Raw genomic sequence first — 12,163 nt, 5'->3', positions numbered from 1 at the left:
CGGAGCGCCAGCTTCGGTGGAGGCGTTGGTGGGATACTACCCTGGCTGTACTGAAATTCTAACCTCGAACCGTGATCCGGTTCAGGGACAGTGTCAGGTGGGCAGTTTGACTGGGGCGGTCGCCTCCTAAAAAGTAACGGAGGCGCCCAAAGGTTCCCTCAGAATGGTTGGAAATCATTCGCAGAGTGCAAAGGCATAAGGGAGCTTGACTGCGAGACATACAGGTCGAGCAGGGACGAAAGTCGGGCTTAGTGATCCGGCGGCACCGTATGGAAGGGCCGTCGCTCAACGGATAAAAGCTACCCTGGGGATAACAGGCTAATCTCCCCCAAGAGTCCACATCGACGGGGAGGTTTGGCACCTCGATGTCGGCTCGTCGCATCCTGGGGCTGAAGTAGGTCCCAAGGGTTGGGCTGTTCGCCCATTAAAGCGGCACGCGAGCTGGGTTCAGAACGTCGTGAGACAGTTCGGTCCCTATCCGTCGCAGGCGTAGGAAATTTGAGAGGAGCTGTCCTTAGTACGAGAGGACCGGGATGGACACACCGCTGGTGTACCAGTTGTTCCGCCAGGAGCATCGCTGGGTAGCTACGTGTGGAAGGGATAAGTGCTGAAAGCATCTAAGCATGAAGCCCCCCTCAAGATGAGATTTCCCATCACGTAAGTGAGTAAGATCCCTCAGAGATGATGAGGTTGATAGGTCTCGTGTGTAAGCATGGCGACATGTGTAGCTGAGAGATACTAATCGATCGAGGGCTTAACCAATTTTTAAAACTTCTTTAAGTATTATCAATCCAATATGTTATCTAGTTTTGAGAGGACAATTTATTTTGTTTTATCTCAATCAAGTCCAGTGACGATAGCGGAGAGGTCACACCCGTTCCCATGCCGAACACGGTAGTTAAGCTCTCCAGCGCCGATGATAGTTGGGGTTCACCCCTGTGAAAGTAGGACGTTGCTGGGCGGAATAATGAGACTAACTAAGTTAGTCTCATTTGTTTTGTGACATTGGGGCCTTAGCTCAGCTACGAGCTAAGAATCAATGTATCTTTTACGAGTTTTTTCGACGTATAAACAACAATGAAATAGCTAGTATAGGAAGAAACAGGGACTTCGGAGTAAATCTTCGTCCATAAGTTTTCTGAATAACCAGCACTGATTTAACTAAGGGGCCTTAGCTCAGCTGGGAGAGCGCCTGCCTTGCACGCAGGAGGTCAGCGGTTCGATCCCGCTAGGCTCCACCATAATCTTATAAATTGGCGGTGTAGCTCAGCTGGCTAGAGCGTACGGTTCATACCCGTGAGGTCGGGGGTTCGATCCCCTCCGCCGCTACCATATAGGACCCTTAGCTCAGTTGGTTAGAGCAACCGGCTCATAACCGGTTGGTCGTAGGTTCGAGTCCTACAGGGTCCACCATTTATAAGTGCTTAGTACGGAGGAGTACCCAAGTCCGGCTGAAGGGATCGGTCTTGAAAACCGACAGGGGTGTTAAAGCCCGCGGGGGTTCGAATCCCTCCTCCTCCGCCATACTATTTAATTCATTTATATTGGCCCGTTGGTCAAGTGGTTAAGACACCGCCCTTTCACGGCGGTAACACGGGTTCGAATCCCGTACGGGTCACCACTTATTAAATTTAGTTTTACGTTTCTGCTGCGGAGGATTAGCTCAGCTACGAGCGAAACTTCATGAATCTACTACGAGTTGTTTCGACGGATAAACATCGAAGCATTACTAGTAGAGGAAGAAACAGGGAACATCACTGAATATGCTACATCAAAGCTACGGAGGATTAGCTCAGCTGGGAGAGCACCTGCCTTACAAGCAGGGGGTCGGCGGTTCGAGCCCGTCATCCTCCACCATAATTTAATGTTATTAAAATTATAACGTCGCGGGGTGGAGCAGTCTGGTAGCTCGTCGGGCTCATAACCCGAAGGTCGGTGGTTCAAATCCGCCCCCCGCAACCAAATGGTCCCGTGGTGTAGCGGTTAACATGCCTGCCTGTCACGCAGGAGATCGCGGGTTCGATTCCCGTCGGGACCGCCATTTTAAAAAAGCAAAATATAAGGCTCGGTAGCTCAGTCGGTAGAGCAATGGACTGAAAATCCATGTGTCGGCGGTTCGATTCCGTCCCGAGCCACCATTCTTAAAACGGAGGGGTAGCGAAGTGGCTAAACGCGGCGGACTGTAAATCCGCTCCCTACGGGTTCGGGAGTTCGAATCTCTCCCCCTCCACCATTCTTGAAAATATAATACTATGGCGGTTGTGGCGAAGTGGTTAACGCACCGGATTGTGGTTCCGGCATTCGTGGGTTCGATTCCCATCAGCCGCCCCATTGATATTGGGCTATAGCCAAGTGGTAAGGCAACGGATTTTGATTCCGTCATGCGCAGGTTCGAATCCTGCTAGCCCAGCCATTATTCTACTAATAACATAATAATGAAAAGTCCTTCGAGGTGAATACTTGGCGGCATAGCCAAGTGGTAAGGCAAGGGTCTGCAAAACCCTCATTCCCCGGTTCAAATCCGGGTGCCGCCTCCAATGCAACTATATAATTAAAGTCCTTTATACCCTTGCCGGGGTGGTGGAATTGGCAGACACACAGGACTTAAAATCCTGCGGTAGGTGACTATCGTGCCGGTTCAAGTCCGGCCCTCGGCACCATATTTTTTCTCTAAATCATATTAGTTAATTGAATAGATGCGCCCGTAGCTCAATTGGATAGAGTGTCTGACTACGGATCAGAAGGTTAGGGGTTCGACTCCTCTCGGGCGCGCCATTTGTCGGGAAGTAGCTCAGCTTGGCAGAGCACTTGGTTTGGGACCAAGGGGTCGCAGGTTCAAATCCTGTCTTCCCGACCATTTTATTTAAGACTGAGATTGCCAAGCTTTTGTTGATTTTAAAATACTGTAAATTGAAATTTGCCATGCGGGTGTAGTTTAGTGGTAAAACCTCAGCCACGAGCCAAAGCATCTTGAAAATGCTACGAGTTGTCTCGACGGATCAAGCATCAGAGCAATAGCTAGTAGAGGAAGAGGCATGTTCAAGGCGAGTGGATGAAAACGTGAATAAAGTAGCAATATAAGAAATAAAGTTAGGAATAACATGCGGGTGTAGTTTAGTGGTAAAACCTCAGCCTTCCAAGCTGATGATGTGAGTTCGATTCTCATCACCCGCTCCAATTTTTCCAATTTGTAACTAGATTACAAGTTGGGCCTGTAGCTCAGCTGGTTAGAGCGCACGCCTGATAAGCGTGAGGTCGGTGGTTCGAGTCCACTCAGGCCCACCATATTTTGTTCCACAGTAGCTCAGTTGGTAGAGCAATCGGCTGTTAACCGATCGGTCGCAGGTTCGAGTCCTGCCTGTGGAGCCACTTTATAAATAACATTGCTGACATATATAGAATTACTTAGATTTCAACTAGAAAGGCCCGTTGGTCAAGTGGTTAAGACACCGCCCTTTCACGGCGGTAACACGGGTTCGAATCCCGTACGGGTCACCACTTTATAAAGTAATTAGTAAATGCTTCATCAAAGCTGCGGAGGATTAGCTCAGCTACGAGCGAAACTTCATGAATCTACTACGAGTTGTTTCGACGGATAAACATCGAAGCGATACTAGCAGAGGAAGAAACAGGGAGCATCACTGAATATGCTTCATCAAAGCTGCGGAGGATTAGCTCAGCTGGGAGAGCACCTGCCTTACAAGCAGGGGGTCGGCGGTTCGAGCCCGTCATCCTCCACCATATTATGCTGGCCTAGCTCAATTGGTAGAGCAACTGACTTGTAATCAGTAGGTTGGGGGTTCAAGTCCTCTGGCCAGCACCACTTATCTCAACGTAGATTATCTACGAGCCATTAGCTCAGTTGGTAGAGCATCTGACTTTTAATCAGAGGGTCGAAGGTTCGAGTCCTTCATGGCTCACCATTTTTATGTGCGGGTGTGGCGGAACTGGCAGACGCGCTAGACTTAGGATCTAGTGCCTTCGGGCGTGGGGGTTCGACTCCCTTCACCCGCACCATTTACATAATAAATAAAATTCAAACTTTTAGGACCAACACATGTTGGTCCTTTTTTAATATATATAAATATTGTTTTCAATCTATAAGATGACGAAAATTAATCACTACATACAATAAATTTTTACTCGTATTCCATAATTAAAACATTAACTATTACTTGTACAAATAAGAATTAATTAGTAAACTTAGTAGAGGAAATGTTATAACCTACATATAATAGGAGGTCATAAAAGATATGTTAAATATTGAGGAGATAAAGGAAATTATTCCACACCGCTATCCTTTTTTACTCGTAGATAGGATATTAGAAGTTGAAGAAGGGAAGCGTGCAGTTGGAATAAAAAATGTTTCAGCAAATGAAGAGTTCTTTAACGGCCACTTTCCAGACTACCCTGTAATGCCTGGTGTTTTAATCATTGAAGCTTTGGCACAAGTTGGAGCCGTAGCTATGTTAAAACTAGAAGAAAATAGGGGGAAACTTGGATTCTTCGCAGGAATTGATGGCTGCCGATTTAAAGGACAAGTTAAACCTGGTGATCAACTAAGATTAGAAGTTGAAATGACAAGATTAAGAGGGACGATAGGAAAGGGGAAGGCTGTTGCTTCTGTTGATGGTAAGCCTGTTGCTGAAGCAGAGTTAATGTTTGCCCTTGTTGATAAAGAATAAATAATTCACAAAATTGTGCGGGACCTGGTCCGTGAACTTTAGTTCACTGTCCAGGTTTTTATATTCTTAATTCGACAATTTTGAGATTTTCCCGTACGAATATGGGAGATTGTAAAAAAGATATTAAAGGTGTTTAGTTTTATTGCTGAGGTGAAATAGGAGTGTTAGAATCACTGACATAAGCAAATATGTTCTAGACTCCTAAAACACGAAATAAGTCGGGTTAGTATTGCTAGAAATGGAATTTTTATAAAAAGATTTTAATTATGCCCCACAAAAAAGGTGTACTTTGCGAAATTACCTATTGGTGAGGATGGTTATTAATCAAAGATAACAGAAGTTATTTTACAGATGTAAAATGAGTGGTTTAAACATCTAAAAATACAGGGGTATACTCCCCTTTTAGATAGATGTTATTTCGGTACTCCCAATCATCTAATAATTAAAACCTTTATTTGTTTTAGTAAGAGTAAGTTTCTATAACCAAGTATATCGATGGTTGAAGGTGGTGTTAATAATGTGAAGTGACTTGTATACTCATTAAATGAATCGATTATACAGATTGGTGTTAATGTACTTTCTGAACCATTGTTTCTTGTAAACAGGGATACCTTCCAACTTAATTAAGAAAGGAAGGTAAACCTTTTATATAAATTTGTTGATATCAACTTCAACAAACTAACTTCATTTAACTTTAGGAGGAGATTTACTATGAAGAAAAAATTATTGCTAACAATTATGTCAGGTTTACTAGCAGTTGGGTTTGTCACTGCATGTGCAGATGTGGAAGAGGATCCAGTTGATCCAGGATTAGAAGGTGACCCTGGAATGGAAGATGATCTTGGTGAAGATCCAGGCATGGAAGATGACCTAGATGTTGATGGTGACCTTGATTAATTAATAAATATAATGCAAGCTAATGTAACTGAATGAATCTAATATTGAGATCCAATATTTATCCTCCTGTAGTGGTAAAATTTATAATAAAATTTAAATTTTTGGTCATCCTATTAAACGCAGAACATTAAATGAAATAGCTTCTGTTTCATTTAAATCAAAATAATAGGAACTACAGGAGGAAAAAAATGAAGAAAAATTTAATGTTGTCAGTTTTATCTGGTTTTCTAGTAGTAGGTCTTATCACAGGATGTGGTAATGCAGATGATGATAATTTAGATACAGATCCACTAGATGACGATGGTCTTGTAGATGATAATCAACAAATTGACACTGATCCTATTGGGGATGACGACTTTGATCAAGACTTAAACGATGGACTAGATGATGACTATGATGCAGAGCTTGACGACGATGAGATGCTGGATAATGATCAGTTTGATGATGAAATGGAAAATGACGAATTAGGTGACGATCTAGACGATGATATGTATGATGCAGACGATGATGACGAAGCATAACAACTTCATGAAAAATTTGGGGACCAGGTCCCCGAATAAATTGTGAACACTCTTAAACATTTCTCCCTCTCTTAAATATAAACTTTTGAAGCGCCAGTTGAGATTGCTAACACTCTACTGGCGTCTTTTTTATTCTCTTGGTTTTGATGCGTAATAGTATGGGGGGACCTTTAGCCACCCCCTATTCATCATTAGTCTATTCAATGTCACACTGAACATAAGATATACTGATTGGATATCTTATAGGCATCTTTTAACATACCTCTTAGTTCATCATCTGTTGTAGTATTAAGCGCTACCTCCTCATATCTCAGCATTTCGTCCATAGCAGTTAAATACGTCCATGTAGCCATCACCTCACCTACGTGCATAGGAGATTTAGAGTCACTTACGCCTTCAGACTTTAAAACATTCTACTGTGCTCCTAGGGTTCCCTATGTCAAACACCTCCATTTCTCATTTCTTTCCAAATCCCACATTATATGTCCCATGAATAAGTATCCACGGAATAGTTAATTAATGATACATTTCAACAGAAATTTCTGAAGATATGGATCGAAAGTTGTAAAGATAGGTCGAAATACCCTATAAGAAAATACTTCCATGTTGGTACAATAGTAGAAAACAATGTTGAAATACCAAGCTTTTACTGAAAGTAGTCTGAATATTAAAGACCTAGAAGGCCAACCAATATTTCATTAAGTTTAGGTATTAGTACCTATTCCAGTAAGAGTGTAAGTTTTTCAACTACATAAAAGCATTTTTATCAATATTGTATTAAAACTTAAATAAAATTAAATATGAAAGAGGTGGAGAGATGTCTAGTTTCCAATCAAAATTGGGGGCAACACTGATTACATCTGTGGCAGCTACTGGTGTCCTCTTTGCAGCACCAAGTATTGCAGAAGCGAGCTTTGGTTCTAAAAATCTGTCATTTGGAATGGAAGGACCAGATGTGGTCATACTCCAAGAGAGATTAAAAGAGGAAGGTTTCTTTCGGCACCATACTGCAACTGGGTATTTCGGTCAGATTACTCGTCAAGCAGTTCAGGAGTTCCAAAGGGCTAATCAACTGGCGCCTGATGGTATAGTGGGTCCGAAGACTTTCAGTGTTCTAAATAGTGAACGAAAGCAGCAAAATACACAGACGCAAGCTCAAACACAACCTGCATCTAACAATAGTCAGAAGCAAACAAGTAACAATAATAATCAGCAGACTCAAAAGCAACAACTACAGCAGTTGAAAACGAACCAAGTTTTACGCACAGGTGCTAGGGGAAATGAAGTTGTTAAGCTGCAGGAGTACTTGAAAAAAGCAGGTTTCTTTGATCACCATACTGCTACTGGATACTTTGGATCTGTGACAGATCAAGCTGTACGAAACTTCCAAAGAGCCCGTGGATTAAAGGTAGATGGGGTCGCTGGTCCACAAACGATTGGTGCCATCAATAAGGAAATAACAAATACAAGCACAAACAAGAACACAAGTAACACTTCAAGTTCCAGCTCAAATAATGTGAGTAACAGCAACAGTAGTAGCTCTAATACAAATAATAATGGTACTTCTGCTCAGCATACAGTAAACAATCGACAGGTTACTTTAGATGAAATGATAAGAAGCAATATTGTTTTAAGACAGGGCAACCAAGGTGCTCCAGTGAGTGCGATACAGACAGTTTTGACCGAGTTAGGTTTTTACACTAATAGCATAACTGGCGAGTATGGTTCACGGACCGTAACTGCAGTTCGAGATTTCCAACGTTCAGCTAATATTAAAGTAGACGGTATTGCAGGCCCACAGACATTTCGTGCACTAGTGCAGGCTTTAGAAAAAAATAGTGGGAGTAATGCGCAAACAGGTAATCAGAACCAAAACCAAAGTCAAAATAATGCAGCACCAGCACCTACACCTGTTCAAGAAACAAATCCAACGGAAAATAATGTAGTTCAAGTCAATGGGTTTGCTCTTCTTAGGGAAGGTAGCCAAGGTGATAATGTATACGAGCTACAGAACCGTCTGAAGGCTCTTGGGCACTTTAGTCAGGAGGCAACGGGATTCTTCGGGCCAGTTACTAGACAAGCAGTGGTTGAATTTCAAAGACGCTGGGGTCTTATCGCTGATGGACTTGTAGGTCAGGCAACTTGGCGAAAACTTGATGAAGTTTCAAGCATTCATCTAGAGGATACGGAAGTGAAGCCAACTGGTTCCTTTAATGTAATGAATTTAATTGCAGATGCTGCTACGTATATTGGCACACCATACTTGTGGGGTGGGACGACAGGTGGAGGATTTGACTGTAGTGGTTTTATCCAATATATGTTTAAGAAAAACAATGTTCACCTTCCACGAACGGTTGCGGAACAATGGAACGCTACCACAGCTGTATCTAAGCCAAAGGTGGGAGATATTGTCTACTTCGAGACATACAAAACAGGCCCGTCACACAATGGGATATATATAGGTAATAATCAATTCATCCACAGCGGATCCTCAAGTGGTGTGGCTATTTCAAGCTTGAACAATAGTTACTGGAGCAGTCGCTACTTAGGAGCAAGGAAAATCAGATAATAGCCGGAAAAGTCGGGGACCAGGTCCCCGACTTTTTTGTGAACTTTCACAAAAAATTCAGGGACCTGGTCCCGCACAAATATGTGAAAATAAAAATCCAATTTAATCCACTCATAATATGTGTAAAATTTTGAAACTTTAATAAGAGGAGGTGAATAAAGTATGGGAAATCCGTTTGAAGCAGTCTGGAATACTTTAAAGGTGACAGTTGATAATGCAAATGAACCTAAACATCCTCTTCATGTTATTGAAGTTGGAGACTGCTGGAAATACCTTACTATGGTTGAAGAGTTTATTCGATATGAAGAAATTGGGCTACATACGACTAACGATGATGAAGTCCATGAGTTGCTAATTGACATCAAAAAGCTCTGTGAAGAACAATCCCAAAAATTGAGGAAATTCATGATAAATGAAGGGATTCCCTTACCTGATGTGACCCCAGTTAAACCAGAATCACAGGAAAAGGAAATACCAATGGGAGTAAAATTGACTGACGATGAAATCGTGAATGGCATGTCACTAAAATTAATTCTAAGTATGCAACATGCTGCAAAAGGACAGGCTGATGCTGTACGTAATGACTTAGGAATGATGTGGCTAGAGTTTTTTTCACAATGGGTCACTGCAGGAAACACTTTAAAAACACTGTCAAGAAAAACATACTAACATTAGTAGTACAGACCCCGGCCAGGGTTTGTGCTACTATTTTTTTATAGTAGAAGTGAAGTGAGGCCGACCAGCCTCTGGGACCATTATGGAGTCCGTATAAAAAACCGGCCGACTTCACACCCTTATTTGAATCAGTTTAGTATGTTGGGTCCGTAGAGATCGAGTAAAAGAAAGTGGAATCGATAAGGCAATGTGAAGGCTTCTATGATTGGCAAGAGAAGGAGAAATGAACATGAAACATGTACTGGCGTTCGATGTTAGTATGGGGAAAAGTACAATGGTTATCTATAACCGTTATAAGAAATGTGAATTTGAAGGCGAAATCAATCATAATAAAACGTCTTTTAAAGCATTAAATGATAAGATTTGTGAAATTACTACACTAGATGGTCAAGCACCTGACATTGTATTTGAAGCATCAGGAGTTTACTCAAGAGCTTTAGAATACTTCTGTCAAACAGAAGGGCACACCTATCATAGAGTTAGCCCATTAGAAGCAAATCTACAAACGGCTTCCATGCGCCGGCATAAGACGGATAAGAGTGATGCTCACGAGCTCGCTAAATCCCATTTTCGAACAGAACGTTCAACGACGTACCAGGAAGAAAGCTATTATAAACAAATGCGTGCACTAACACGTTATTATGATGAATTAGACAGTGAAGTCATTGATCTTTTCAGCCGAATGCACGCTATTTTACAACAAAGTTTCCCTGAATTAGAGCGTATGTTTTCCAAACGCTCTGCACTCTTTTTAAATATCGTTCAACTTTATCCCCACCCCGATGAAGTATTGGGATGTTCCAAAACCGTTATACGAAATAGAATAAAAGCGAATACAAAAAAGAATTTATCCCTTGCCCGTGCCGAAGCAAAGGCTATAGAGCTACTTAATGCAGCGAAAGATTCTTATCCAGCAATTTCACAAGATGATGTACGCTGTGATCAAGTACGAGATTACGCTAAACGTATCACAGAACTAAAAGAGAAAAAAGAACAGCTAGTAAAACAAATGGTTGAACTTTCAAGAGAACGTAACGAATATCAAGTGTTACTTTCCTTCCCGGGGATTGGTGAAGTAACAGCCGTAAGACTTATTGGAGAATTAGGGGATCTACGCCGTTTCCAAAGCCACAAACAATTAAATGCTTATGTCGGGATCGACATCATGCGGTATCAATCTGGAAATACATTTTACAAAGATAAAATTAACAAACGGGGAAATAACAAGCTACGAAAAATCTTATACTTTATGATTCAGACGATGATTAAATTACGTAAAAGAATCAAGAATCATATTGTAGAGTACTATGATAAATTAAAAACGCAACCTCAAGGGAAACCCCATAAAGTTGCGTCGATTGCGTGTGTGAACAAGTTTTTGAAAGTGGCATTCCATCTACTCACACACAACATCACCTATGATTACGAAGAAGCATCAGCCACTTCGTAAATAGTTATCTATACTATACCATACTTGACCTTTCGAAAAAACTTATCTCGTCAGGTCTATTTGGCATGTGCAAATTAATTTTGAGTTGGAGGGGTACCCCTCCAACTCAAAATTAATTCATCCAACATAAATAAAAAAAGATGAAAACACTTGACTGTAGGTAAGAACGTGGCTGGATCAAAGTGCCGCCATATTATTACACACCTGGTTCACCGCAGACATAACATCTCATACACCACCTGATAGGAGGCGAATAAGTATATTTGTCGCTAGTTTTTGGGGAAAGTCAGGTGGTGTATAGTATTTGAAGGTCAGACAGTCCACTATCCACAACTTGCGGTGTGACTTATGTCACACTTCCTTCACAACTCTGCAACAGAATGTTCACACATGTGTCTTCCTTCACAAACTTTCTCGTTATATACTAAGAGTGTAAAGAGAGTTAGTGATCACTCACAAACAATCACATCACGAAAAGAATAGTAGAATAAAAGTTCACTATTTCACATTATGACTAGAAATTATTATTACTTTTACAAATTTTAAAAGATGATCACAGACAAATCTTACAAAATATAAACGGGAATAAAAAAGAGGAGGAATTAATTATGTTTATGGAATTCTTAAGAAATAACAAAATCGCGGCTGGTATCTTAACGATCTTACGTGTGTATCTTGGCTGGTCTTGGATGACGGCAGGTTGGGGAAAAGTAACAGGTGGATTTAGTGCAGAAGGTTACTTACATGGTGTTATTGCAAACGAAGCAGTTGCAGGTCAATATCCAACATATCACGCTTTTATTGAAACATTTGCATTACCAAACGCAGGCGTATTCAGCTTTATGGTCGCTTGGGGAGAGCTATTAGTTGGCCTTGGATTATTAGTAGGTGTCCTAACAACAGCTGCTGCATTCTTTGGAATAATGATGAACTTTGCATTCATGTTTGCTGGAACTGTATCTTCTAACCCTTGGATGATTTTATTAACAATCTTCATCTTGGCAGCAGGATATAATGCAGGACGTATTGGTGGAGACCGTTGGGTGATTCCTTACATTCGTACAACATTCGCAAGTAAATTTGTAAAGACCGAAAAACAGCAAGAGCAAGCAGCATAACCATATAATGTTCACAAAACTTTACGGGACCAGGTCCCCGAATTTAATTTCGGGGACCTGGTCCCTGATTATTATGTGAACACTTTTGAATCCACTTTGTTGATACAGTACACCTTCCCATAATTACCATGTCAGATTTGTCGAAATTCAATGACTATCTATTGAGAACTATCAGAAAATTTAGTATAATGAATTTGAGCCCTTTTTCACAATAAAGTTTTAACGCACTTAAAAACTACAGTGTGATT

Annotated in this window: 8 protein-coding genes, 24 tRNA genes, 1 rRNA gene and 3 other annotated features; of the genes, 32 read left to right on the top strand and 1 reads right to left on the bottom strand. The window is 41.3% G+C overall.

What is annotated here, in order from left to right; translation table 11 throughout:
* The first annotated feature begins 121 nt into the window (after positions 1–121).
* Positions 122–290: a sequence feature (23S ribosomal RNA rRNA prediction is too short), on the top strand.
* 19 nt (positions 291–309) lie between these two features.
* Positions 310–469, top strand: a sequence feature (23S ribosomal RNA rRNA prediction is too short).
* 19 nt (positions 470–488) lie between these two features.
* Positions 489–750: a sequence feature (23S ribosomal RNA rRNA prediction is too short), on the top strand.
* Positions 751–846: 96 nt separating this feature from the next.
* The 28 genes from rrf to BW724_RS20790 all read left to right on the top strand — a co-directional run bounded on the left by rrf (position 847) and on the right by BW724_RS20790 (position 6,103).
* Positions 847–961: ribosomal RNA gene (gene rrf / locus BW724_RS20925) — 5S ribosomal RNA — on the top strand.
* A gap of 204 nt (positions 962–1,165) precedes the next feature.
* Positions 1,166–1,241, top strand: a tRNA-Ala gene (locus BW724_RS20920).
* Positions 1,242–1,255: 14 nt separating this feature from the next.
* Positions 1,256–1,332 (top strand) — tRNA-Met (locus BW724_RS20915).
* A 4-nt stretch (positions 1,333–1,336) separates the two neighbouring features.
* Positions 1,337–1,413: transfer RNA gene (locus BW724_RS20910), tRNA-Ile, on the top strand.
* Positions 1,414–1,431: 18 nt separating this feature from the next.
* Positions 1,432–1,524, top strand: a tRNA-Ser gene (locus BW724_RS20905).
* 22 nt (positions 1,525–1,546) lie between these two features.
* Positions 1,547–1,621, top strand: a tRNA-Glu gene (locus BW724_RS20900).
* A gap of 160 nt (positions 1,622–1,781) precedes the next feature.
* Positions 1,782–1,857: transfer RNA gene (locus tag BW724_RS20895), tRNA-Val, on the top strand.
* A 28-nt stretch (positions 1,858–1,885) separates the two neighbouring features.
* Positions 1,886–1,962 (top strand) — tRNA-Met (locus tag BW724_RS20890).
* Positions 1,963–1,965: 3 nt separating this feature from the next.
* Positions 1,966–2,041, top strand: a tRNA-Asp gene (locus tag BW724_RS20885).
* A gap of 21 nt (positions 2,042–2,062) precedes the next feature.
* Positions 2,063–2,138: transfer RNA gene (locus tag BW724_RS20880), tRNA-Phe, on the top strand.
* Between the two features lie 10 nt (positions 2,139–2,148).
* A tRNA-Tyr gene (locus tag BW724_RS20875) sits at positions 2,149–2,233 on the top strand.
* Positions 2,234–2,255: 22 nt separating this feature from the next.
* A tRNA-His gene (locus BW724_RS20870) sits at positions 2,256–2,331 on the top strand.
* A 7-nt stretch (positions 2,332–2,338) separates the two neighbouring features.
* Positions 2,339–2,413, top strand: a tRNA-Gln gene (locus tag BW724_RS20865).
* Between the two features lie 49 nt (positions 2,414–2,462).
* Positions 2,463–2,537, top strand: a tRNA-Cys gene (locus BW724_RS20860).
* Positions 2,538–2,571: 34 nt separating this feature from the next.
* Positions 2,572–2,660, top strand: a tRNA-Leu gene (locus tag BW724_RS20855).
* Positions 2,661–2,698: 38 nt separating this feature from the next.
* A tRNA-Arg gene (locus tag BW724_RS20850) sits at positions 2,699–2,775 on the top strand.
* 5 nt (positions 2,776–2,780) lie between these two features.
* Positions 2,781–2,857, top strand: a tRNA-Pro gene (locus BW724_RS20845).
* A 246-nt stretch (positions 2,858–3,103) separates the two neighbouring features.
* A tRNA-Gly gene (locus tag BW724_RS20840) sits at positions 3,104–3,177 on the top strand.
* A 31-nt stretch (positions 3,178–3,208) separates the two neighbouring features.
* A tRNA-Ile gene (locus BW724_RS20835) sits at positions 3,209–3,285 on the top strand.
* An 8-nt stretch (positions 3,286–3,293) separates the two neighbouring features.
* A tRNA-Asn gene (locus tag BW724_RS20830) sits at positions 3,294–3,369 on the top strand.
* Between the two features lie 54 nt (positions 3,370–3,423).
* Positions 3,424–3,498: transfer RNA gene (locus BW724_RS20825), tRNA-Glu, on the top strand.
* 167 nt (positions 3,499–3,665) lie between these two features.
* Positions 3,666–3,741, top strand: a tRNA-Val gene (locus BW724_RS20820).
* Positions 3,742–3,747: 6 nt separating this feature from the next.
* A tRNA-Thr gene (locus BW724_RS20815) sits at positions 3,748–3,823 on the top strand.
* 24 nt (positions 3,824–3,847) lie between these two features.
* Positions 3,848–3,923, top strand: a tRNA-Lys gene (locus BW724_RS20810).
* Between the two features lie 9 nt (positions 3,924–3,932).
* Positions 3,933–4,017 (top strand) — tRNA-Leu (locus tag BW724_RS20805).
* Positions 4,018–4,253: 236 nt separating this feature from the next.
* On the top strand, positions 4,254–4,685 hold the full coding sequence (gene fabZ / locus BW724_RS20800) for a 3-hydroxyacyl-ACP dehydratase FabZ (RefSeq protein WP_088077021.1): 432 nt from the start codon (positions 4,254–4,256) through the stop codon (positions 4,683–4,685).
* 711 nt (positions 4,686–5,396) lie between these two features.
* Positions 5,397–5,582 (top strand): hypothetical protein, encoded by a 186-nt coding sequence (locus BW724_RS20795; RefSeq protein ID WP_088077020.1) that lies wholly within the window; start codon positions 5,397–5,399, stop codon positions 5,580–5,582.
* A gap of 188 nt (positions 5,583–5,770) precedes the next feature.
* Positions 5,771–6,103: a DNA primase gene (locus BW724_RS20790; protein ID WP_088077019.1), complete on the top strand. Its 333-nt coding sequence runs from the start codon at positions 5,771–5,773 to the stop codon at positions 6,101–6,103.
* Between the two features lie 206 nt (positions 6,104–6,309).
* Here the strand turns inward: BW724_RS20790 and BW724_RS24180 are convergent, their stop codons facing one another.
* Positions 6,310–6,456 carry a hypothetical protein gene (locus tag BW724_RS24180; RefSeq protein ID WP_235849035.1) on the bottom strand — a complete coding sequence of 49 codons (147 nt, stop codon included), beginning with the start codon at positions 6,454–6,456 and terminating at the stop codon, positions 6,310–6,312.
* Positions 6,457–6,920: 464 nt separating this feature from the next.
* Between BW724_RS24180 and BW724_RS20780 the strand changes: the two genes are divergently transcribed.
* The 4 genes from BW724_RS20780 (at position 6,921) to BW724_RS20765 (ending at position 11,915) form a co-directional block, all read left to right on the top strand.
* Positions 6,921–8,672 carry a C40 family peptidase gene (locus BW724_RS20780; protein WP_088077018.1) on the top strand — a complete coding sequence of 584 codons (1,752 nt, stop codon included), beginning with the start codon at positions 6,921–6,923 and terminating at the stop codon, positions 8,670–8,672.
* A 162-nt stretch (positions 8,673–8,834) separates the two neighbouring features.
* Positions 8,835–9,341, top strand: a complete 507-nt coding sequence (locus tag BW724_RS20775) for a DUF3231 family protein (RefSeq protein ID WP_088077017.1) — start codon at positions 8,835–8,837, stop codon at positions 9,339–9,341.
* A 235-nt stretch (positions 9,342–9,576) separates the two neighbouring features.
* On the top strand, positions 9,577–10,797 hold the full coding sequence (locus BW724_RS20770; RefSeq protein WP_088076668.1) for an IS110 family RNA-guided transposase: 1,221 nt from the start codon (positions 9,577–9,579) through the stop codon (positions 10,795–10,797).
* Between the two features lie 608 nt (positions 10,798–11,405).
* A complete protein-coding gene (locus BW724_RS20765) occupies positions 11,406–11,915 on the top strand; it encodes a DoxX family membrane protein (protein WP_088077016.1) in 510 nt (169 codons plus the stop codon).
* Positions 11,916–12,163 lie beyond the last annotated feature (248 nt).

Origin of the sequence: Litchfieldia alkalitelluris (assembly GCF_002153425.1) — a bacterium.
Lineage (GTDB): Bacteria > Bacillota > Bacilli > Bacillales > Salisediminibacteriaceae > Evansella > Evansella alkalicola.
Note: the sequence above shows the minus strand (reverse complement) of the source record. Positions and strands in the feature narration are given on the sequence as shown.

What these genes read in the sequence shown, in the direction of transcription:
- BW724_RS20790 (WP_088077019.1), top strand. Translation starts at nt 5,771, where the DNA reads ATGAAGAAAAATTTAATGTTGTCAGTTTTATCTGGTTTTCTAGTAGTA.
- BW724_RS24180 (WP_235849035.1), bottom strand. Translation starts at nt 6,456, where the DNA reads ATGGCTACATGGACGTATTTAACTGCTATGGACGAAATGCTGAGATAT.
- BW724_RS20795 (WP_088077020.1), top strand. Translation starts at nt 5,397, where the DNA reads ATGAAGAAAAAATTATTGCTAACAATTATGTCAGGTTTACTAGCAGTT.
- BW724_RS20765 (WP_088077016.1), top strand. Translation starts at nt 11,406, where the DNA reads ATGTTTATGGAATTCTTAAGAAATAACAAAATCGCGGCTGGTATCTTA.
- BW724_RS20770 (WP_088076668.1), top strand. Translation starts at nt 9,577, where the DNA reads ATGAAACATGTACTGGCGTTCGATGTTAGTATGGGGAAAAGTACAATG.
- BW724_RS20780 (WP_088077018.1), top strand. Translation starts at nt 6,921, where the DNA reads ATGTCTAGTTTCCAATCAAAATTGGGGGCAACACTGATTACATCTGTG.
- fabZ (WP_088077021.1), top strand. Translation starts at nt 4,254, where the DNA reads ATGTTAAATATTGAGGAGATAAAGGAAATTATTCCACACCGCTATCCT.
- BW724_RS20775 (WP_088077017.1), top strand. Translation starts at nt 8,835, where the DNA reads ATGGGAAATCCGTTTGAAGCAGTCTGGAATACTTTAAAGGTGACAGTT.